Here is a 23,045-nt window from a genome sequence, read left to right on the forward strand (position 1 = left end):
AATTAAAAGTAGGGGTATTACGTAAAACCACTAATATCACATATATGCATACATTATCAACATACACTCTAGAAGGTAACTTTCTCAGGTGTCCAGTTTTTAATTATACGGTATAAAAGCATTGATGCTTCAGCTCTAGTCAATTTACTCTTTGCCCTGAAAGTTTTGTCATCATAACCTGCTATCAGCTTGCTTTTATAAGCAATAAGCACATATTTTTTTAAGTTGGGCGAAATGTCATTCACATCCCTAAATATACTGTCAAGCTCTTTTAAATCTACAATCATATTTTCAAGCTTTAATGCTTTTACAAGAGCAACAGCAATATCCTCACGTACTGTATCCTCATTTGGTTTATATAAATAAGAATTGCCGTTTTTATACCCTGTCAGATAGGCTTTTGCCGTCTCAATATAGTTATATGACCAAGCATTTTTTGATACATCGACAAAACTTTCCATTTTTGAAGAAGTGAGATCAAGTTTGAGTGCTAGAACCATTATCTTCGCAAACTGCTCTCTTGTTACAAAACTGTCAGGTTTGAAGGTTCGGTCAGGAAAACCCGATAAAATAAAGCTGTTAGCCATTTCTTCAATTGCACTATTAGCCCAATGGTTTGGAGAAACATCTTTAAAACAATGTCCTTCATATGTGCTGAAATCAAGCAAAAAACGAGAGTTTACTGCACCATTTTCATCAACAACAGCATTTTCTGGAATATCAATTTTATATTTCTTATTGCCTTGAATTCTAGATAATTTTAATAAAAGCATGCTACCGAATTTGTCAAACTGCTTATACTCAATTAAAGCATCATTTGAAATAGATATTTTGTCAAAATTGTGACTTGCTTTTAGTCCTATGCCTTTAAATACTATTTTTACCAAATTGTCTGAAATTGAAATAGATCTACCATCTTGAGGAATTGTGGAAACAATATTGAGGTAATCCGGCCCAGCTGTACCTTCTAGAACAAATGTATATTCTTCATTTATAAGCCCATCTTTTGTCTTAATCGCTCCCTCAGGAATTGTTACAGTAACGTTTTTTAGTTTTCCCGGGTCTATCAGCAAATCAAGAAATCTTCTACTGTAAAGGAAACTTTTGTCACAAATTTTAGCTCCATTGCTCACTTTTATTTTATTGAAGTTATCACCGGGTAAAAGATTTAAATCATCAAAATAAACTGAAGGATTAATTCTTTTATCACTTTTATCAACTGGTAAAATCCGTTCTACGAAAACACCTTTAAATTTGCCATTGTTTTCTCTTGTTGATAAGTTTAAAGTAATTTGCTTGTTCATTTTATTATCTTTGCTTCTAAATGCCCCTTCAGTAATATGTAGAGAATATTGACAACCATATTCCAACATTAAATCAACAGTAAATCTCTTTAGGGGAGCAGAATAAACTACAGTCTGCAATATTTCAGCCTTCCCCCCCTCCAATAGAATTTTGCCTATATATTGTGAGCCGCTCTCGATAACTTCATCAAAATTAAAATCAATACGTACACATCTTCCTAGGTCTTTTTGCCCATCTTTAACAGAAGTGCTTACAAGATTCATATATTTTTCTTCGGTATTAGTGATATCAGGCGTCGGAGTAGGTGTAGGTAGAGTTAACGGAACCGACGATACTGGTATTGATGTTGACAAATTTGTTGTTGGTAATATAGTTGTTGTTACTGTTGTCTTTGGTGTAATTATTACTGCTGTTGCAGTCGGGGTTGAGGTTTTAAATGGGGTTTTGGGTGTAATTGTTGGTATATACATTGTGGCAGTGGCAGTTGCTGTTGGTGTTGGTGTTGTTAATTGGGTTGATGATGGGGTACGATTAATTGATATTTCTCTTTTTATATAATCAATTTCTACTTCACATTTAAATATTTCTGCTATAAACTTCAAAGGAAGCATAGTCCTTCCCTCTTTTATAACAGGTGCTTTTGTTGCTGTAACTTTCATTTCGTTAAACACACAATCACTACTGCCAATTTTCATTATTAATTTATCATTATTTGAAATTAGTATTATCTCTTGTCTATTACCGTCCCATTGAGCACTTGCTCCCATAGCTTCAGCAATTGCTCTAACTGGTACCATAATTTCATTTTCCAATTCAAAAGGAGATGCATCAAGATTATTTTTTTGTCCATTATAATAGATATATCTATTGAACGCAATTCTTGATACCGGTATACAATCAGTCCAGTTTTTACAGTTATCAGAAACCATGATTTTCCCAAATATATCATTTTGAGTAACAGCTATGTATTGCACTCCATCCCATATTACTTGATGTATTTGTTTAGAATTTGTAGAGTAGACCTTTTTCCAATTAGATCCGTCTTCCGATGAGAAAACTCCGTCATCTCCAAATACCATAAAACAATTATTCGTATAAATTACACACTCTGGGCTTTCATACTTAAAAAGTTCCAAATCATTTGTGCTAGCTAAATGCCATTCCAATACGTTATCTGAAACACAAACTACAGGCTTGCTTATATCTGGAGCGGACCCAACTGCCACATATTTCTCCCCGTCCCAAGCAATACTTGTAATGCAACCTTCTGTATCATTATATCTCATCGTCCAGTTAATTCCATCCTCAGATACCAAAATAATTGACATATTGTATCCGCTATATTCATTTTCCTGCCCACAGCCATATGCTATAAATTGTTTTCCAGTCCATACTAACCCTCTTATATTACACCAGTCCAAATTAAAATTTAATCCGGAATTGACTTTTGACCATACAACACCATCATCTGAATAAATAATTTCTGACATTCCGGCAGCTACATATCTGTTTCCTGAATAAGCTATACCGTGCATCTCCACAAAATTGAAGCCTACATTAACTTTTTGCCATACTTCACCATCAGTAGATGTTAGTATTAAGCTTCTTGACCCAACTATAATAAATTTTTCACCATCCCATATAACCCCTAAGTAATAGCCCTTTACATCATCATAAACGTCATACCAGTTAACACCATCTGTTGACCTCATTATTGTTCTCTGCCCTACAGCAACATATGTACTATTTCCATATGCAATGTCATACATAAGTCCTAGTTTTGAATCACCAACCGCTGCATTTGGTGATAAAATCGATAGTACAATACTGATAATTAAAATACAGCTTATAATCCTTTTATTAATTTTTTTCATAAGTACCTCCTATTTAAATTTTTATTTATTACTTATATCTATCATATATCAAGTTTTTTCTAATATCGTACCATAATAAAGCATTTTATGTATAGATTTCTTTCATAGGTACAACAAATTATAATTTTCTGCTATAATCTAGATTAAAAGTGTTAATAAGCCTTGCATTCGGCAAAGCAAATACCCAACAGTTTTAGCTTGATTTCTATAGTCAAATAAATGTATTAGAGGGAGGTATCTCATATCAATACCGTAAGTGCATATCCTGAGTTAGTAGAATTTCTAAGAGGCTATATAAAAAGAATGACTCTTTGGGAACGGGACTTTAATGATATATTCGACAGTGTAATAAAAATTAATTTTGATATAAACAATCGTTCATATGATGATTTAGTACGCTGGTTGCATTTTAAATCTAATATATATATGATGTCCTATTATCATTGCTATCCCTATTCCTGTGATTCTAGCGGTAAAGATAGAATTTCCAAGCGAATAAGGTACTTATATGATGAGACGAAAGAAAAGTATTCAGAATACCTGAATGAGACTGACATAAATAATTTTAAGATTGTTTACAATATGCCCTCATATCACGAGATAAAGAGGCTTATCAATGATATAATTAATGCAGGCTACCCTCACCAAACTATCATTTTTTGTTATAGGACACTTATTGAGGGTTGGACAATTCGCCGTATTGTAGATGATTTATCTGATTCAACGCTGGAAAAAATATTTACTTCCTTTGTGAACGAGTATTCATCGCAATCCCAATTACCTGCATTCCTGGTAAACATGTATTTTATCAGAATGAAGGAAAAGCTAAGCAATAAGCTAAAAACTAATACATCAAAAAAAGATTGGGCTACAGCTGAAAAGCTTTCAGAATATATGAACTGGGTTACAGGAAACACCTTACTGAGTTTGTATTATGGTAAGAATCGTGAACATGATATTGCTGATTGGTGCAATAAGGTTAAAAATAAAGTGCTCAATAATGCTTTAAAGAATATGAATAGTGTCAGCCCTGTAAAAACTGAAATGTGAGGTAATAAACTATGGAAATCAAAAAAATAGAGTGCCCTACTGAAATCACTCTTAGTCAATACATTGATCATGATATTGATATTCAGAGAATAGTTGATATCGAAATACATATTTCAAAATGCGATGAGTGTCTAAAAAAAGTCAGACGGCTGACAGAATACCATGAATCTTTAAAAGCACTTAAAGCTAAATCTGAATTCTTTGAATGTTACAAAAACAGCAATGAAGATATTTTGTCAATGCCTGCTGCAAGCAGTGCAAACAATAATTCTGTGGCTATCGCTACAACTAAAGATGGAAAGTACACCATTAAGGTTGTTCCTTTTTTGCATGAGAACAGCTTTATGATTGAAGTGCAGGTCCTTGACAAAAACCTTCATGGGACACTGATAATTGAAAATGAAGATGGCGTTATTATTAAGGCTCCCATAGTTAATGGCTTTGCCAGGGAAGAAATACATAATCGGATAGACTTAAAGGATGTCTCCATCAGAGTCGAAGTTGAAAAATAATAGATTGGTGAATTTATATGAACGTTTATGCCCTTTTTGATAATAAAGAAGCAGAAAAAATCAATTTGAAGTTCCTTCAACCCTACAGCAAAAGTGAGAGGGTTGAGATTTCATACCTTGGAAGTGTCTCTGATAATATAAGGGAATCCTGCGATAAAGGAATTAAGGAAGCATATTTTTTGCTTGCCGATTATACAGACATGATACCGTCCCAATTATCCATATGGTTTCGGGGTTTTGAGAAAGATGTAACCGGCAGCAGTACAGACCTGGCATTTGCGGCTTCCCTGTTTTCATATTTGATTGAACAAAACCAATTAGTCACATACAATAAACCCAAATCGATATTTTCCACAGGTGTTATCAGCAAATCCGGCAAGATAGAAAAAATATCTGGGCTTGATAAGAAAATTAGTGCAGCAATAAAGCTGTGTTCTGAGACACAGGATAACATTATGCTAATTCCAAGTGACAACTTATCAGATCTCAAACAGCTACGTGATGAGGATAGCGTATTAGATGAGGAAATTGAAAATTCCAATCTAAAAATAGTTGCCTTATCTACAATAAATGATCTTTTTAATGTTTTTGAACTTAACTTTTCTCAAAAAAAGGTTAAAAGCAAAACCTTCTTGTTCAGTATTATTGCAGCTTTGATTATTATAAGCGTAATATCCATAGGTATAAAAACAGCATTAAATTTCACTGATTCCAGCAATGAAAAAGTACTTGCCGATAATAAAAACAGCAATATAATTACTCCTCAAAACACCTTATCCTGCTTTATTACTGAACATATACCAACAATTACTCCTACGACTTTAATTAATAATTTAAAACAACCTTCTATTTCTGCAAGCACCCCAACTTCAGCAAAATTAGAGGCTCCTAAAGAAATTGAACCGTCAGGCAGCAATACAACTGCCCCAACTTTCATCACTGTAGATCCATCAAAAATGCCATTAAACACACCAGAAAAGCTGAATATATTCTCTATTTCCAGCTCTTTACCTAAAAATGGTGATATTGTTGATATACATAAAACCGATTTTTTATTCTACTTCAATACAAAAAACCTGCAACCAGGTTTTAATTTCGAGAATATAGAAATCAGGGGCGGCAATGGTAAGATACTGAGCAAACAAATTGATAGTACGAAAAATATTCTGTCAGTTAATCTTTGGGCTAAATATGGTGCAGTATTCACCTTAATCATCCCTGAAGGAGCACTAACAGGTAGTAATGGTATGATTAATAAAGCTACCAATTATACATTTACAGCAAAAAACTCAAGTGAGTTTATTTCTGTTACAAGCACCATACCATCATCCGGTCAAGCCAATGTTCCATTGAATTCACAAATCCATATCGTCTTTAACGAATTGGGACTGGAACCCGGTTTTTATTTAAACAATATTACAATCACTGGAGGAGCAAAAATCACTCAAAAAAAGGTGGATCGCAGCGGAAGCTCGTTAACCTTATCTGTTGAAGGATTGCTGCCATTAACCAAATATACCATTCGTATTCCAGAGGGTGCAATAGAAAATGGAGTCGGGATAGTCAACAGTATGTATAGTTTTAGTTTCCAAACTGGAAGTTAGCTTGGCTAATCTTCATCAGCCCTACTCAATCATATTCTTCACAAATATTGATTCTAATTATCAACTTCTATGATATTTAAATTCTCTACATCGCTCTTAAACTGTTTAATTAATTCTGCTTTTGAAGCTATTTTACCATTAAGATATGCATTTAAAACCTTATTGAACGATTGATTAATCATATCATCATATTTGGAATTTATTTTATAATTGACATCTCTCATTATAGGATCATAAAATTCTGCCAAGCTGGTATCAACATATCTGCTATAAGGAATTTTTTTGCTTAACAAATATATATTATTTGGTAAATCATCATTTTTTACTACCCAATCTTTCATAGCATATGTATCTATTGTAATAAACTTTAACATTTTCCACGATAACTCTTTTTCCTGGGAACTATTGCTAATCCCATACCAAGTTCCACCACACCCAAATGGAAATGGCGGCTTTGCTATTCCCCACCTTCCGCCTTCATAAGCCTTTCTATCAATTTTACCAATTATTTGGCTTATTCCTGACGGAGGTAAAACGGTTGCAAGGAAACTTTCGTCACTTGCAATAGCAGCATTATATCCACTTGTCCCCTCGCTATAGCCTGCCTCATATTTATTTGACACTATCTTTTTAGCAAGGTCTATAAAACTTTGAACCTTTTGGTCAATCTGCAATTTGCCATCCACTACCCATCCTACTGATCGGCCTCCCAAATACATTTTTTCGACATCTCCCCAAGAACAAAATACGGCAACTTTGCCTTTACTTTTTTCCTTAATCTTTTTTCCAGTTTCCAGCATATTTTCTTCTGTAGAAAACATCCCTGCTATCTTATTTGGATCATTTGTCCCCAAGTATTTTTTAGCAACTGATTTTTTATAAATAATCGACCCTACTGAAACTTGATTTGATAGGGCCTTAATTTCTCCTCGATAGTTTGTTCCAAATCAACTGTATAGGTCACCATATTTCCAGATAACTCTCTTGCTCTGTCACTTATATCCATATAAAAATCATTATCATCAACAAATCGTTTTACAAAAGTTCCTTCAGAGGCAAAAATATCCGGCACTTGAGAACCAGCCCTTACTGCAGCTGTTAATTTATTTTGATATTCCATATTTTTCAGGGTATTAACAGTTAAATTAACGGTAATATTTGGGTACACTTTATTGAAAGCCTTAACCATACCAGTCAATTCTTCAACATTGTAATGCCAAAAAGATATTTGCCCTTTATATTTTTCGAAATCCTGTTGATTAGTCTTTATGGTAATTTTCTTATTTTTGCTGTCCCAATTAATTAAAAGACCAAAATTTTCTGAAATAAATCTCAATGGAACCATTGTCCAATCATCTACAATCATAGGAGGAACGTCAGAATACTTGTCCTCACCATCAACAGTAATATTGTTATCATTTACCCTCATTTCAATTTTCCTGTCATTATACTCAATAGAAATCTTTTCATCGCTATCATCCCAATTAACAACGCCACCCAGCACCTCAACAATTGATCTAATGGGCACCATGGTTCTGTTATTTACTATAACCGGTACAACTTTTTCATAATATCCTATATCTATTTCATCATTATCCAGTACCATTTTGGGATAATTAACTTTCAATATAATTTGTGTAGCATTTGAATATAAACTACCAGTAATAATAATTAGAATTACTAAGCACAATAAAACAGCTCTTCTCTTCATAATAAACCATCCCAACTTTTTTATTCATATTTATTTTTTAAATACTACTGTTTTTGCTACTATATCATGTAAACCTTGTTTCTTCTTTGTTATTTTATTTCTATAGTTGTATTGTTAAATTCATAAAATTCAGCCTCTTTAAACTCCATTCCGAACTTTTCTCCCTGTGAAGGAATGTGACAACACCCAAGGCACGCATACTTCTTGCTCCTGCTCCGCGTGCCACAATGTAATGGCTTTGTTTTATGAAGGACATTATCATTTCTTTTCAATCAATAGAAAATTCATTATCTGAGCGATTGATCCAAACAATATCCCATTCTCCAGTGTCAAAAACTTATTTTCCATTCCACTTGAATTGATGTGTTCAACAGTGGCATACCCATTTTCAGCAACAAACGAATCAATTTTCCCTGCTTCTATCCCGAATTTAATCTCCTCTTCTTTGATTCCTGTGCTTATCAGATCTTCTTTGCCAGCTATTGTTTGAAAATCAAAGCAGATTTGGCTACCCGCAATCGAATTTTCACGTATCTTTTTCAACATTTCTACCACTGTAGTTTCGGACAAATAGAACGTAACGCCTTCCCAAATAAACAGTGTTCTTTTTATGGCATCATACCCGTTTTCATAAAGTAATTTGAATAAGTCATCTTTTTCAAAATCTACTCCAACATATGTTATGTTCTCTCTTATCTCGATTCCATTTTTAATGAGTATGTGTTTCTTGTATTCTTGCGTGGCTTTAGTATCAGCTTCAAATATCTTTGTATTTCCAATTAAAGTATTATATCTATATGGTCGGCTGTCATAGCCCGCACCTAAAAATACCATTTGTTCTATACCGTTTTTGAAAGCATTAATAAAAACTTGATCTATGTATTTGGTTCTTGAGATTACGTATTCGTACAAGCCTTTGGGAATCATTGATTTTATCTTATTGCGTTCGTTTTTATCCTCCAAGACTGATTTCCGATCTTCCGGCAAAAAACAAGCCGCAATCATATCATTGGTCCTAACCGCTTCCTCTTCCTCAAAATTCGACAAAGCACGCAGAGAGGCCATTATCATTGCAGTTTCTGATGGCTTTACATTACTCATATTCTTTTCCTCCTTTTGTTTTAATGTACAAAACGTCTTTTATTTTTCTATCCTCAACAAGTGTGGCTTTTTCTTTCTCCGTATCCATTTTATAGCATGGACTTACTACTGACAACACATAAATATTCATACTATAATGTTCACTCCATCCTAAAGCTTTCGATATAAGAACCATTCCCCTGTAGTACTACTATTTCACTTTTCGTCCCTCAGTTAAGCCTTCTCAATAATACTTATTTTAGGTTAGCCTTCTATTTCTTGATTGAAGTGGTTTGCTACAACCATTATATCTGCAATGTTTATTACGGATTATTATCTACATCCCTACCCACCAAATACTTAGATTTTAATTTTCTATTCCCTTTTCTAGAAAGGCTTAATACCCAACTAATATAGTGTTGAAGCCTATTTTATATTTCTGGATCTTTGATATTCCTTAATAGCTTTCCTGATAGCTAATTATCAGCTCTAAGTGCATTATTTATATCATATATCTCCTCTAAATGACCTAAGTTAAGTTGTCCTTTTGAGTTTAAAATTTTGTCAACACCAACATGTGGAGTGTTTACAGTAAATTAGACACAGAGAAGCTCGCAAAATCTTAATTTTTTGGATTTTTAAAATTGGGTGTTATTATTAGGTTAACTTATTATTGCCCTATAGCGTTAATTGTAAATTAGTGCAATATATGGAATTAACGAAGCAAAGTAACCCGAAATATTTACGATAATAAAATTCAGCCTATGCTGAATGTCTATTTCTATAGTCCTTTTCAAATTCTATTGGTGACATATTTCCTAATGTTGAATGTATTCTTTTGAAATTATAAAAGGTTTCAATATATTCAATTATTATTAATTTGGCATCCTCACGGGTTTTGAACCTTCTACCATGAATTATATCTTTTTTTAATGTTGCAAAAAAACTTTCAGCACAAGCATTGTCGTAACAATTCCCTTTCCTACTCATACTTTGCCTTATTCCTCTTTCTCTTAGTCTATCTTGATATTCATAAGCTGCGTATTGACACCCGCGATCTGAATGGAATATCAAGCTGCTACCAGGTTTCTCCCTTATCATTGCTTGATTAAGTGCAGAAATGGCTAATTCCTTAGTAATTCTTGAGCCTAAAGACCACCCAACAACTTTTTTGCTGAATAAGTCTTGAATACTTGCAAGATAAAGCCAGCCTTCATCTGTTGGTATATAAGTTATATCTCCAACCCATTTTTCATTTGGTCTATTTGTAGTAAAGTCTTGATTTAGGAGATTAGGAGAAACTGGATAAGTATGATTTGAATTTGTTGTTGCCTTGAATTTTCTCTTTAATCTGCTTACTATACCATTTTCATTCATCAGCCTCTTAATCCTTCTCTTTGAACAGAGTATACCTTCTTTATTTAATTGTATTTTTATTCTTTTTTGCCCGTAGGTTTCATATGATTCTTTGTGTATCTTATTTATTATTTCAATTAATTCTTTATCATTCTTCTTTCTGTTACTTTCAGGCCGTTTTAGCCATTCATAAAATGAGCTCCTTGAGATATTAAATATTTGGCACATCTTCAAAACGCAAAAGTGGGAGCTGTTTTCCTTAATAAACTTATATTTTACTTCACGTCTCGACTGAAGATGGCCATGGCTTTTTTTAATATTTCATTTTCTTCTTCCAAATCCTTTAATCGTTTTTTTAATATTCGGAGTTCTTCATCTTCAGGTCGAAGATTACCTTTGCCTGGAAACGCATCTTCACCATGCTGGTGATACTTTTTTATCCAATCTCTTATTGTTGTTTCTGTTACTCCAATGCTTATTGCTACTTCTCTCACTGTCTTTTGTTTTTCTGTAACCAACTTTATTATTTCTTTCTTATATTCAGTTGTAAAATTGGTGTTTGCTGCCATTGGCGGACACATCCTTTCTTTTGTCTATTATACAAGCTTTCTATGTGTCCATCAAACTGGTTGTACTCCAGTAGCATAAAAACCTTTCTTATTGCACAAATACTTTTCTAAAATTTTCTGAAACTCGTCAACTTCAATATATTCAATATCTTTATATCCCCACACATTCTTAATAAACAGGTCTCCATTTTTAGTTTCAACAACAATTTTTATTCCTTCAGTAAAGCTTGATTTTTCAATTAATTTATCATCTAAATAATACTGAGTTTCTTTATTGCAATATTCTCTTATTCTCCTGCCATCGTAATCCAAAAACTCTATTTGTGTTGCGACATTTCCATTAAATTTTTTAAATATGCCCTCTGTTTTTTGTATCATACTCATGTAATCATTACATTTAACTTTATCAACAGGGGCTGGTGGATACCAATCTTTTGATATATCAGCATAAACAATCCCGCTTCTTGGTGTCTTATCAAAAATTACTTTTTCTACTCAATTATTGTTCCTAACCCACTCATTATTTGAATCATACTTAAATCCAGCTCTTTCAAAGGTTTCACCTAGAATTCGTTTAATAGCTTTATTTAATCTTTCAGGTTTATTTTTTGAACTTTCCATGTCCCACCTCTAAAAAATTTCTATTAAAGAATACCTACAAAATTTTGTATTTGCCTTTATCGTTTACATGCCCGACGCCGTTTGAGCCGGACCTCAGAGAACCACACATGAGAGCGGCTATGCGGCCGGCGAAACGGTGTGGTGGTCGGGTAAGTCAGGCCATTACTGGCCTTTCTCCCCTAAGAACCGTGCATGAAAGTTTCTCTTCACACGGCTCAAGCATTCATAAACTGTTTCAACTCTATGTAACAGCCAACTCAACAGGTTTTTTTATGAAACCATGAAATTTATTGTGACATTCAGGATGTACTATTGTTTTGTTATTGGTTGATTCTTCTGTATGCAATCGCCATCCGGTTTCTTTGGTTATTCTTTCACTACAAAAAGGACATTTTCCTCTTTGTTTGTTCCACAATTTTATTAACTTCTTTCGGCCACCCATACTCTCAAACAACCTATACCCTTCTCGTTCTTCGAAGTAGTTTTCCCACTCTTTGTCATAGGGATTTGCATCCCCTCTTATTTTCTGATGCCTTAGTATTTTTGTATCGGAAGCATGTTTTAAGCATATTAATTCTTTTTTCGTTTTTACTGCAAACACCCATTGCCTTGTTTCTATAATATGAAAATATCTGTTCTGAATCCACTCTTTTGATTTATTGTGATGTCTCCTACATGCCCAACGCCATATATGTTTAAATATTTGATAGTCAACATAAGAGTAAGCTTTCTTTGAGACTTTGTGTCTGTGATAATTAGCCCATCCTTGTATTTTGGAATTAAGTATTTCAATTAGTTTTTCTTGCTCTACTGAAGAGTATTTATCTATCTCTTTGTATATATTCTGCAAGAATGCTTTTATGTTACTCTTTGACGGCTTTATTAAAAGCTTACCTTTATACTTTCTCACATTCTTACCGAGAAAATCAAATCCTTTATCAATATGCGTTATTAATGTTTTTTCGGCTGATAATTCTAAACCTCTCTCTTTCATAAAAGAAGCTATTACAGGCATTACTTCTTCCCTCAGTTGGGTCTCTGTATACCCTGTAACAATAAAGTCATCTGCATAGGTTACAATGTTTACTTTTGGTCGAATGGATACACCGTTTATTGTTTTCTTTCTGAATATGCTTTTGAGCTCTTTTTCAAGCCCATTTAGCGTCAATACTGCAAGACAAGGCGAGATGATTCCGCCCTGAGGTGTTCCCGCTTTTGTGTCGAAAAATTCATCGTTGAATATAATTCCGGCTTTTAACCATTGCATTAAAATCTGTTTGTCTATAGGAATGTTATTTATTAACCATTCATGACTTATATTATCAAAACATCCTTTGATATCTCCCTCAAGTATCCATTTTGATGAGCTCTTCGTACTTAGTACAGTAAATGCTTGTTCTATTGCATCTGCTGTAGACCTTGCTTTGCGAAATCCATATACATTATTATCACATATAGTTTCTGCTATGGGGTCTAGTGCCATTAAATACAATGCTTGCATTGCTCTGTCTTTAATTGTAGGTATTCCTAATGGCCTTTTCTTTGTACTATTCTTCTTAGGTATAAATACCCTTCTTAGAGGTTCAGCTTTGTATCCTCTGCGTGAAAGACTTTTTGCTCCTTCTAGTTTCTCATTTTCTTTCTCCCATATTATTTGGTCAATGCCTGGCGTATGTTTGCCTTTATTACTTGTGACCTTTTTTACTGCTAAAAGTTTTGCACTGAATGAATGTGTTAGTAACCATTGCAAGGCTTTAACCCTGCCATATTTGCCTGCCTGTTGAGCCTTTACGATACGTATTTGTAGTTTCCTGACAACATCCTGACACTTGTCCCACAATATGTTTGACCATTGTATTCTGTTGTCGGTAGATGCACACGCCAAAGCGTTCATTTGCTTTTATCCCTTCGAAAATTCTACAGATTATCTCGTAATTGAACACCTAGTGGAAGTCTGCACGCTCTCACGTTAGGACATTCGTCCCTATCCATACCATTACAGTATGGCATTCGCTTCCTCCACTTTTCCCATACCCAGACTCCCTTCGGTTCGCCTTACGGCTCCCTACCTTGTGCACAAGGAGAAGTGTGGGCTTACTACGTTTCGTACAGATAACTTATCAGATGGGTTAGGTTCTGCCTCTCTACCGATAGCATTATATCCGTGTAATCCCAGAACCAAAGGAATTAACTTGCTATGTACCATTTTGGTCAGAGCTTATCAGCACATTTAGCTCTTTTGCAGTAACGGTATTTATCAGCAATTTAGTTATCTTAACCATACCATCCACAACCTCGCTCCCAACCGCCTTTGTGCTAGCAGTATCACTTTCTTCTCACGAAGATTGCTTATTCCCTTTTGGGGAAAGGGCTACTTTGTCACAGCACCTTAGCACCCGAATGTTGCCATTCACGCACCTGCTGCTAGGTTACTGTTAACGGAATAACAGGTTTATTAATTAAACATTTATCTGCACAACTTCGTGTCGTACCGGATTATCTACATGGGATGACCCGCAGAGCGATTCTTCTTGACATTCTAACCGCACTTTTACGGGCATGTTTTGATATATGAAGTCCTTTCTCAACATTAGAAATGCTACTTTCATTCTTCTAGCGATGAATTTCCAACATTTCTTAATAAACATCCCAAGCTATATTTGAAAGCAATCTGCACTTGTGACAACAAAAATCTATAAAATTGTACAATTGTCTATCCAAAAGCCATTCGCCATTGCATTTAGGACATTTTCTACTTAGCTCCGGCTTTTTACTATTACTCTTTGGATGATATAAATAATAATACATTGGAATGCTGGTTTCATTGAAAAAAGTATTACATATTTCAATGCCTTTCTTTGATAGATTACTGTCATATCTACTCATTTGTCTAATTGCATACCGTTCTCCACTTTGACAATGCATTTGATGCAAATCTAGTGTCATGTAATCTTCTTCCCAACCCAAAATACAACATGTATTTTCAGGCAATTTATATACTGGAATTGGGTTAAAGCAAGTTCCACATCGAACAGGTGATTCAGTTGAAATATAATTAGTATATAAAACATAATATTCAATTTTATCACACTCACATGAAATTTTGCTATCAGGGTCTTCACCAGTAACAATGTACTCATACTTGACTTTCATTTTATTCAGTGCAGCGACTGATTCCTTTACAAATTTACTAGCATATTTCATATCAAGTGAATCTTTTTCAGGAATCATGAAACACCCAATATAATTTTCTCCATTAAAAACTATAGGGTAAGTCCTTCCGATAATCTGTCCATTTCTTATTAATGAACCAGTAAAAGCATAAATTTTATCTAAAATCTCTTCATTCATTGTTTCCGATTTAAATTTGATTTCACAAATAAACATAGCATTCATTTCCTTCTCTTAGTTAATGAATTGATTATACTTCGACAGAATGTAAAAAAACATAATGTGGCACAAAAAGGATTTCATATATTGCCTTGGAGCCATTGCGATATTGGGCAATACTGAACTCCAAAACATGCTCTATAATCCAATTGCCCAATGTCGTAATGGCTTTCGTTGGACTAAGCTGCAACCACTCATTACGGATTAGGGTTTTGACTTTTTTTACTGTTTTTTGTATTAGTTAAAGATGTATTTTCATCTACTCAAATAACTTTCGTTAACATCTACAATTGTATCATTTTATCAATAATTTTCAATATTACACCAGTTAATCATACTTGATATATCATTCAATTTTATTGTTTTTCACAGGATTTTCACTAATTTGTAATCATAAAATATTTTACTGCATAACAAAATAGAGATACTGAAATCTTTCATTTTTTATGAAACTCTTGTATAAGGCCTATCACGGCTTCTATACATTAAAGATATAAGCATCATATTCCCCATATTGCATTTCACACACTTTTTCGATTCTTTAATGCATGGATCCGATGCTTTATCTTTTTGAAAATTCCAATCCTCAAAAACTCCCACACATAGTTCTCGCATCTTAACTGACGAGTTTGCAAGTATACCAAAATACCTTATTTTCACAAAATTCGGAGGTAATATATGCAGTAAAAATCTTCTCATAAATTCGGTAACAGGTAATGTCATACTTTTTATAGTGCTCTTATCCTTGTAATCTCTGTATCTGAAAGTTACCTCATCTTCATCAACATTTTCTATTCTGTTATTGTTTATTGCAACCCTGTGTGTGTAATTCCCCATATATTTAAAAACTTCTTCCGAATTGGCAAAAGGCTTTTTGCTATATACCACCCAATCCTTTTTATACAAGGGTTTTAACAAGTCCTTTAATTCTTCATGGGATATCTTTTCCTTGCCTTTTTTTGTCAATTTTTGTTGTAGTTCTTTGGTATAAGATAGAAATTTGCCCTTAAATAGCGTTGACATCACCTCAACTGGCAACAAATATCCTTTTTTGCTACTAATCCATTTTTTAGAATCAACATTAATTCCTCCGCCTGTTACTACACTATGAACATGGGGATGATATGATAGATTTTGCCCCCAGGTATGTAGTATTGCAATCGCACCAATGTCAGCCCTCATCCTGTCTCTGCCAAGCTCAATAAGTGTTTCTTTAACGCATTTTAATAGCACTCCATACAATATTTTTTGATTATGTAAAATTAAATCATTAAGAGAATCCGGAAGTGTAAAAACAACATGAAAATAGTCAATAGGCAGCATTCTATCTATTTGCTTATCTAGCCAATCTTTTCTTTTTTCATGCTGGCACTTTGGGCAATGTCTGTTTCCGCAAGACATTGCTATTTCATGTTCTTCACCACAACTATCACATTTATATATTTGCGTTCCCAGCGAATTCGTCCGGCACTGGCAAATACTTTCTACTGCTCTCAAAACATGATATGGGTATCTATACTTGCTTTTTATTTTGTAAAAATGTTTTCTAAATATATCCGATATATCTTTTGTAGCATTTCTAACATTCTCCACAGTATTATTTTTGTTCTTAGGTGTTATCATTGCCCTTGTTTTTATCTTTCACCAATTTTTCAAGAGGGCTTTCTACAGTCAGAGCATGGAGATTACTGATGTGGATATATCTCGATGTTGTTCTTACGTAACTATGTCCCATTAACTGTTGCAGTCTATAGATGTCGTTTCCCATTTCGACTACACTTGTTGCAAACTTATGCCTAAGGGTGTGAACTGTAAATTGCTTTGTTATTGAAGCCTTTACCAGTGAGTTTTTAAATGCCCTTTGTACAGACCTTGCAGTAATGTGAGTTCCAGGTTTATCACCAGCAAAAACCCATTTGATTGGTTTGTTCTTTTCCAGGTGTTCTTCAAGTTCTTTCAAAAGAGATGGAGATAGCAATGTAACTCTATCTTTTTGACCTTTTCCATTCCAAATTTGAATAAGACTACGTTCAGGCTGGATATCCTTTATTTGAAGTCTTATAGCCTCACCAATCCTCATACCGGTCGCAAACATTAACGTGAACATTGTTCTATATTTTTCTTGAGGTGCATTGTCAAATATTTTTTGAATCTCTTGATCTGGAGTACAACCAGTTTGATGGACACATAGAAAGCTTGTATAATAGACAAAAGAAAGGATGTGTCCGCCAATGGCAGCAAACACCAATTTTACAACTGAATATAAGAAAGAAATAATAAAGTTGGTTACAGAAAAACAAAAGACAGTGAGAGAAGTAGCAATAAGCATTGGAGTAACAGAAACAACAATAAGAGATTGGATAAAAAAGTATCACCAGCATGGTGAAGATGCGTTTCCAGGCAAAGGTAATCTTCGACCTGAAGATGAAGAACTCCGAATATTAAAAAAACGATTAAAGGATTTGGAAGAAGAAAATGAAATATTAAAAAAAGCCATGGCCATCTTCAGTCGAGACGTGAAGTAAAATATAAGTTTATTAAGGAAAACAGCTCCCACTTTTGCGTTTTGAAGATGTGCCAAATATTTAATATCTCAAGGAGCTCATTTTATGAATGGCTAAAACGGCCTGAAAGTAACAGAAAGAAGAATGATAAAGAATTAATTGAAATAATAAATAAGATACACAAAGAATCATATGAAACCTACGGGCAAAAAAGAATAAAAATACAATTAAATAAAGAAGGTATACTCTGTTCAAAGAGAAGGATTAAGAGGCTGATGAATGAAAATGGTATAGTAAGCAGATTAAAGAGAAAATTCAAGGCAACAACAAATTCAAATCATACTTATCCAGTTTCTCCTAATCTCCTAAATCAAGACTTTACTACAAATAGACCAAATGAAAAATGGGTTGGAGATATAACTTATATACCAACAGATGAAGGCTGGCTTTATCTTGCAAGTATTCAAGACTTATTCAGCAAAAAAGTTGTTGGGTGGTCTTTAGGCTCAAGAATTACTAAGGAATTAGCCATTTCTGCACTTAATCAAGCAATGATAAGGGAGAAACCTGGTAGCAGCTTGATATTCCATTCAGATCGCGGGTGTCAATACGCAGCTTATGAATATCAAGATAGACTAAGAGAAAGAGGAATAAGGCAAAGTATGAGTAGGAAAGGGAATTGTTACGACAATGCTTGTGCTGAAAGTTTTTTGCAACATTAAAAAAAGATATAATTCATGGTAGAAGGTTCAAAACCCGTGAGGATGCCAAATTAATAATAATTGAATATATTGAAACCTTTTATAATCTCAAAAGAATACATTCAACATTAGGAAATATGTCACCAATAGAATTTGAAAAGGACTATAGAAATAGACATTCAGCATAGGCTGAATTTTATTATCGTAAATATTTCGGGTTACTTCGCTTCGTTAATTCCATATATTGCACTAATTTACAATTAACGCTATAGCGCAATAATAAGTTAACCTAATAATAACACCCAATTTTAAAAATCCCAAAAAATTAAGATTTTGCAAGCTTCTCTGTGTCTAATTTACTGTAAACACTCCAGCAGCAACTATAGCAAGAAAGGAAGACAGTTCGATCACAAAGGTTATAAAAAAATATGGAATAGATGTGCCCAGGAAACACGGCACAGGGACTCGTAAAATAATTGGTGTAAATTATGAGACTAAAACAGGAAGTAAAACCATGACATATTTTAACGAGCCATTAATATACATGAATCAGCCCAAAAAGTGGCTAAAGGAAACTAATGAAATCTACTATAAAAAACCTTTAGTAATCAAAAGGCTTGAGAATTGTAAATGTGAACTTTGCGGAATACAAAGTAGTATTCCTGGGGATTTTGCAGTTCACCACGTTAAAAAACTAAAAAGCCTAAAAGACAAATATTTTAAGGCAAATATAATAACTCCATATTGGGTACAAAGAATGATTGAACTGAATCGTAGAACTTTAATAGTGTGCAAAAAATGCCATAAAGACATCCATTTTGGAAAAGAAATATAGATAAATCGATTGACTTTACACTTAGAAACAGCTGGCGAGCCGGATACATTGAAAGGTGTAAGTCCGGTTCTGAGGGGGGACGCAGAAATCTACTTGGTAAAACAAGCAAGACGCTGTTAGTCCTACCCTACGGGTCAAATGTATTATGAGAAAGCTTATTAATATTGTGTATAAGATGATGCGGGATAAGTCGGAGTATCGGGAACCAGTTGTTCCGATAGAATAGCATCCAATAAAATGGGTGCTATTAAAACCATCATCATGTATAATGGAAGAAACAATAGAGAATATCAAGGGTGAAGAAAATGTCCATATTTACAATAATCAAAAAAGTTGCTGGACCAGTTCTAGCAACTCATAATTTTGTGTTAGAAGGTAAACAGGGCTCTTTAAGAATAGCATTCTCAAAAAAAAGAGATGATGTAACACAGTATATTGTATTCCAAAAAAGTAATTTTCAACATGCAATGCGTATAGAATTTTCAACTTCGATCAAGCCAATTCCAGTGTTAGGACATAGCTTAAGTGATAAATATATTAATAAGTTTTGGTGGGAATATGATGATAGCAATATTGAAACAAAATATACAATAATTAATGAATTACTTTCAATAGCAATTAATGATGGTATTAGCTATTTAGAAACTATGAGTATTCCAGAATTGTTGGAATGAATCAAAATCTCAATATTATGGCAACTTATATGTCTCAAAGTCTTACAAAATTTATTAAATAAAAAATAAAATTTTATACACCTATCAGGAAAGCTATTAAGGAATATCAGGGGACCAGAAATGCTGTATATTGGTTATAAGTATAATGCAACAACGGTCTCTTGATAGACTGTGTAAAATTATAACTATTATATCTTTTCATCTGATATTTTATCTATTTTTTCGAATAAACTTTTATATCTGTCACCCATTAAGTCCATTAATTCTCTTGAATCATAGTCTTTTCCCTTTAAGTTTTTTAATTCCTCTAGATTTCCGTCAAATAACTCAACTAACAAAATTTTATACGACATTCTAATTCCGCTATTAGCTATTGAATCTAATGTGTAATTATACTTTAAAATATCTTGTTTTATTTTTTCTAAAATACCATATGTCTTATTTAATAACATTAATTCTTTTGGAGTTAATTTTTCGCTTATTACATTAATTAAATTTGGATAATTAGAGTTTAATGGAATACATTCAGGAGCTTTACCGATATGCGGCAATGGAATTTCATTTTGAACTCTTATCCCTTCAAATGTTGCAGTATAAGGTCAAGATTAATAATTTTAGCACTTCTAATTATTTCTTTTTTTGATTTTTGTTTCTCTCTTCTTCCATTAAGCATATAGGTAAAAAACGAACCCACAAGAGCACTGATGGGAATTGCTGTAATAACCGTTGACCAGTTAATACTCCCAAAAAAATCCTTTAGTATCTGTAACATATGAATATCCCCCAATATTTCTATATCATGGTTAAATTATATAAATTATCGAGTAAAAATACAATTATACATAGAAAATAGTTCAAAATAATTGGTTGATGTTAAAATCAGAGGATTTCTAGCAGAATATCTGGCTTTTTTCCCAAATAATATACACTTGATTTAAAGAAGTTGATAAGCGTTTCTCCGAATCTGCATTAAAGCTTCTCACGAAGCGGAATCCGAGCCTTTTGCCCCCATTCTTTAGAACTCGCTAAAGGAGCCATACTTTAAAATCTTCGCAGGTGGCTTTAAAGAAGCTTGCGAAGTGACTTCACAGTGACTTGTAGAGTCAGAGCAGCAACTGCCCTGTAAGTGATTCTTGGGTGATCTTTGAAGAAATCACATGCAAAAATATATTTTTTACAGTTAATTTGCCATCATTAATCTCATACCTTATCTTCATGTTTCTCTAAATATGAAGATAAGGTATTTATTGGAATATTCTTATCGCTAATAGTAAACTTCTTTAATTGAGAACTATATACTGATTCATACCAATCTTTATCTACCTTCCTGTTCCATATAACCATATAACTATAAAAATCAATTTTCCACCATCCACAGTTACATTGCCAAACTGTTTAATGAATTTCACGCAATGGTTAAAAAATATATGTAAATGCTTAAATGAATCATATTCCTTTACAGCATTTTTGAAACAAAAAAGACATCATCAGATTTTACTGTGAAAGTATTCAGCTTTTGAACTAGAAATTCTCATATCATATTCTGTTTTAAATGTAGAGTAATCATTAAAATCTAAAATAGATTTATTATTCATAGCCATACATTTATTTTCTCCATTACATACTTTATAATTGCTTTTCATGAATTCTCGGAACATAGCCATAAGTGCATATTCTTTAACTACTCATTATTAGTTTAATTGGAATACGTGGATAATATAAAATTATAGAGTATTTAAAACACCTGCCCTAAACCTAATTTCCTCACATGGTCAATCCAATCATATACCATAGACGGTTTATATTTCTTCTCACCATTATCATCTTTACATTTCTCCATTGCTTGTGCCAATAAGGCGTACTCATTCTTAATCTACTATCGAGGCTCAATCACTTCACCCTATCGGATTTTGGCTCGTTTGCTCCCTGTCCTACGCTTAAACCAAAGACTTGGTAATAGCGGCTGGCTAGGCCTTACTATGCAAGGTTTCCTTGCTGAATATCGTGTGCCTTACAGGCACACTCTACATATAGAATTATTGCCGGAATGCTATGACACAATTGTAACACCGGATTTTTATGCAATAATTCCCAGAGCTATATAAATTCGAGTGAAACATTAGAGTAGCATAATAAAAATACAAAAATTATAATATTTTTTTCCAGTTTAGTTATTGGGTTTCAAGACTGTCTTCAATGGGATGATAATTGTGATTCAACTAACTTTTGGAAAGAAATTGACATGCAGTTACAGTTGAGAATTCCAGATAAGATCTTAGCAGCAAATGGGTGGAAATAGAACTTTTATTATAAAGAATTGAAATAATGTTTTTGATAGTTGGCTGGGCTTTTCCTAGCCTTATTAATGTTTCTAGAAACCAGCAGGTAAAATCAGAGGACCATAATATTACTGATAAAGAAATAAAACAGAAACATATTAATGGTCTAACTTGCAGAGTAAGGGATAATGACATGGAATCTTTATTTATATGTAAACCATAAAAGAATCTTCATTCCTCAATAGTTCCTCTGGAGTCTCTCACGGAGAAGGTCTTTGATGGATATCCCCCCCATTCCAGAGAAAAGCTGACGGAGCTGTACTTTAGAATCTATAACGCTACTTAATAGCATCTATAAGTTTCTTTGCAGTGACCTACAGAGTCAGAGTATGGTAAAGTATACTATAAAAAGTATATCGTTACTTTACCATACCCCTGTAAGTTATATAATGGGCTTAATTTGGACTCCTTATCCGATCAGTCTTGACTTTTGACTTCTCGTTAGACCAAAATTCTTGCATATGCTTTATTTTTTATTCCTTTCGTTATCTCAAGATAAATGAAAAAAGGCCAACAGACTTTAACGTCCATTGACCCATGATTTGTTTTTCAAGTATGAAGTTATTCTTGCTTTATATCTTTTGTAATCTGTCTACATCATCTAGTAAATGCAGTCAGTATTTCCTGCCACAAGGGTCGGGAATTCTACACCAATACAAAAATTATATTCCTTCGATCTGCTTTCTAGGGTCCCAACCATCAGGAGGCAGTCTCCTTTTTGAATACCATGGGCAACCTCTATCAATCCAATTCTCTCTCCATTTTTTTATTCCTTCTTCTTTATCAGGAAAATCACGATATCCAAATTGGAACCCGCAACATGGACAAATTTCATACGAACCATTCCCACTTTTGCTATATGGAGGTTCGAATAAATTATTATAATTACATACTGAACATTTAAATCCCATATCAATTTT

Annotated in this window: 20 protein-coding genes and 1 pseudogene; 6 read left to right on the forward strand and 15 right to left on the reverse strand. The window is 33.5% G+C overall.

Annotated elements, in window-relative coordinates:
- Window positions 1-68: 68 nt before the first annotated feature.
- A complete protein-coding gene (locus tag Bccel_RS15225) occupies window positions 69-3,179 on the reverse strand; it encodes a stalk domain-containing protein (protein WP_050753507.1) in 3,111 nt (1,036 codons plus the stop codon).
- A 303-nt stretch (window positions 3,180-3,482) separates the two neighbouring features.
- On the opposite strand from Bccel_RS15225, the gene Bccel_RS15230 reads away from it, so the two are divergent.
- Genes Bccel_RS15230 through Bccel_RS15240 form a run of 3 tightly spaced genes read left to right on the forward strand, consistent with a single transcriptional unit; the run spans window position 3,483 to window position 6,345 of the window.
- Entirely contained in the window at window positions 3,483-4,229 is a 747-nt protein-coding gene (locus tag Bccel_RS15230; RefSeq protein WP_036942086.1) for a hypothetical protein, read from the forward strand.
- Window positions 4,230-4,240: 11 nt separating this feature from the next.
- Window positions 4,241-4,741, forward strand: coding sequence for an anti-sigma factor (locus Bccel_RS15235; RefSeq protein WP_036942089.1), 501 nt, complete (start codon window positions 4,241-4,243; stop codon window positions 4,739-4,741).
- 17 nt (window positions 4,742-4,758) lie between these two features.
- On the forward strand, window positions 4,759-6,345 hold the full coding sequence (locus Bccel_RS15240) for an Ig-like domain-containing domain (protein ID WP_036942091.1): 1,587 nt from the start codon (window positions 4,759-4,761) through the stop codon (window positions 6,343-6,345).
- Window positions 6,346-6,398: 53 nt separating this feature from the next.
- On the opposite strand, the gene Bccel_RS15245 is transcribed toward Bccel_RS15240, so the two are convergent.
- The 11 genes from Bccel_RS15245 to Bccel_RS15290 form a co-directional block, all read right to left on the reverse strand.
- Window positions 6,399-7,166: a hypothetical protein gene (locus tag Bccel_RS15245; RefSeq protein WP_050753508.1), complete on the reverse strand. Its 768-nt coding sequence runs from the start codon at window positions 7,164-7,166 to the stop codon at window positions 6,399-6,401.
- 71 nt (window positions 7,167-7,237) lie between these two features.
- A complete protein-coding gene (locus tag Bccel_RS15250) occupies window positions 7,238-8,056 on the reverse strand; it encodes a copper amine oxidase N-terminal domain-containing protein (protein WP_050753509.1) in 819 nt (272 codons plus the stop codon).
- Between the two features lie 258 nt (window positions 8,057-8,314).
- On the reverse strand, window positions 8,315-9,157 hold the full coding sequence (locus tag Bccel_RS15255) for a class I SAM-dependent methyltransferase (RefSeq protein ID WP_036942095.1): 843 nt from the start codon (window positions 9,155-9,157) through the stop codon (window positions 8,315-8,317).
- A complete protein-coding gene (locus Bccel_RS29695) occupies window positions 9,150-9,332 on the reverse strand; it encodes a hypothetical protein (RefSeq protein ID WP_152966028.1) in 183 nt (60 codons plus the stop codon). Before Bccel_RS29695 ends, Bccel_RS15255 begins: the two co-directional genes overlap by 8 nt.
- A gap of 566 nt (window positions 9,333-9,898) precedes the next feature.
- Window positions 9,899-11,061 (reverse strand): IS3 family transposase gene (locus tag Bccel_RS15260; protein ID WP_152966029.1). Its coding sequence is split into 2 segments (ribosomal slippage): window positions 9,899-10,812 and window positions 10,812-11,061, totalling 1,164 coding nucleotides; the frame shifts between segments, so codons are not numbered across the junction.
- Between the two features lie 51 nt (window positions 11,062-11,112).
- The gene (locus Bccel_RS15270) at window positions 11,113-11,439 is read right to left on the reverse strand and encodes a hypothetical protein (RefSeq protein WP_036945780.1); all 327 of its coding nucleotides are present in this window, start codon (window positions 11,437-11,439) and stop codon (window positions 11,113-11,115) included.
- 117 nt (window positions 11,440-11,556) lie between these two features.
- Entirely contained in the window at window positions 11,557-11,682 is a 126-nt protein-coding gene (locus Bccel_RS32125; RefSeq protein ID WP_276326180.1) for a hypothetical protein, read from the reverse strand.
- A gap of 241 nt (window positions 11,683-11,923) precedes the next feature.
- Window positions 11,924-13,576: a group II intron reverse transcriptase/maturase gene (ltrA, locus tag Bccel_RS15275; protein WP_036945782.1), complete on the reverse strand. Its 1,653-nt coding sequence runs from the start codon at window positions 13,574-13,576 to the stop codon at window positions 11,924-11,926.
- 743 nt (window positions 13,577-14,319) lie between these two features.
- Window positions 14,320-15,078, reverse strand: a complete 759-nt coding sequence (locus Bccel_RS15280; RefSeq protein ID WP_050753511.1) for a DUF2310 family Zn-ribbon-containing protein — start codon at window positions 15,076-15,078, stop codon at window positions 14,320-14,322.
- Between the two features lie 438 nt (window positions 15,079-15,516).
- The gene (locus tag Bccel_RS15285) at window positions 15,517-16,695 is read right to left on the reverse strand and encodes an IS91 family transposase (protein WP_050753512.1); all 1,179 of its coding nucleotides are present in this window, start codon (window positions 16,693-16,695) and stop codon (window positions 15,517-15,519) included.
- Window positions 16,682-17,317, reverse strand: a complete 636-nt coding sequence (locus Bccel_RS15290; protein WP_160317730.1) for a tyrosine-type recombinase/integrase — start codon at window positions 17,315-17,317, stop codon at window positions 16,682-16,684. Before Bccel_RS15290 ends, Bccel_RS15285 begins: the two co-directional genes overlap by 14 nt.
- Here Bccel_RS15290 and Bccel_RS15300 point away from each other — a divergent pair.
- From Bccel_RS15300 to Bccel_RS15310, 3 genes and pseudogenes are all read left to right on the forward strand, one after another.
- Window positions 17,304-18,465 (forward strand): annotated as a pseudogene (locus Bccel_RS15300) (IS3 family transposase). The gene Bccel_RS15290 and the pseudogene Bccel_RS15300 overlap by 14 nt on opposite strands.
- A gap of 326 nt (window positions 18,466-18,791) precedes the next feature.
- Window positions 18,792-19,112, forward strand: a complete 321-nt coding sequence (locus tag Bccel_RS15305) for an HNH endonuclease (protein ID WP_050753514.1) — start codon at window positions 18,792-18,794, stop codon at window positions 19,110-19,112.
- Between the two features lie 305 nt (window positions 19,113-19,417).
- Window positions 19,418-19,786 (forward strand): hypothetical protein, encoded by a 369-nt coding sequence (locus tag Bccel_RS15310; protein ID WP_050753515.1) that lies wholly within the window; start codon window positions 19,418-19,420, stop codon window positions 19,784-19,786.
- A gap of 188 nt (window positions 19,787-19,974) precedes the next feature.
- On the opposite strand, the gene Bccel_RS15315 is transcribed toward Bccel_RS15310, so the two are convergent.
- From Bccel_RS15315 to Bccel_RS15325, 3 genes are all read right to left on the reverse strand, one after another.
- Window positions 19,975-20,337, reverse strand: a complete 363-nt coding sequence (locus Bccel_RS15315; RefSeq protein WP_036946091.1) for a hypothetical protein — start codon at window positions 20,335-20,337, stop codon at window positions 19,975-19,977.
- A gap of 20 nt (window positions 20,338-20,357) precedes the next feature.
- On the reverse strand, window positions 20,358-20,558 hold the full coding sequence (locus Bccel_RS15320; protein ID WP_036946093.1) for a hypothetical protein: 201 nt from the start codon (window positions 20,556-20,558) through the stop codon (window positions 20,358-20,360).
- Window positions 20,559-22,787: 2,229 nt separating this feature from the next.
- Window positions 22,788-23,036, reverse strand: a complete 249-nt coding sequence (locus Bccel_RS15325; RefSeq protein WP_036945656.1) for a hypothetical protein — start codon at window positions 23,034-23,036, stop codon at window positions 22,788-22,790.
- Window positions 23,037-23,045 lie beyond the last annotated feature (9 nt).

The sequence above is a fragment of the Pseudobacteroides cellulosolvens ATCC 35603 = DSM 2933 genome (assembly GCF_001262605.1).
Lineage (GTDB): Bacteria > Bacillota > Clostridia > Acetivibrionales > DSM-2933 > Pseudobacteroides > Pseudobacteroides cellulosolvens.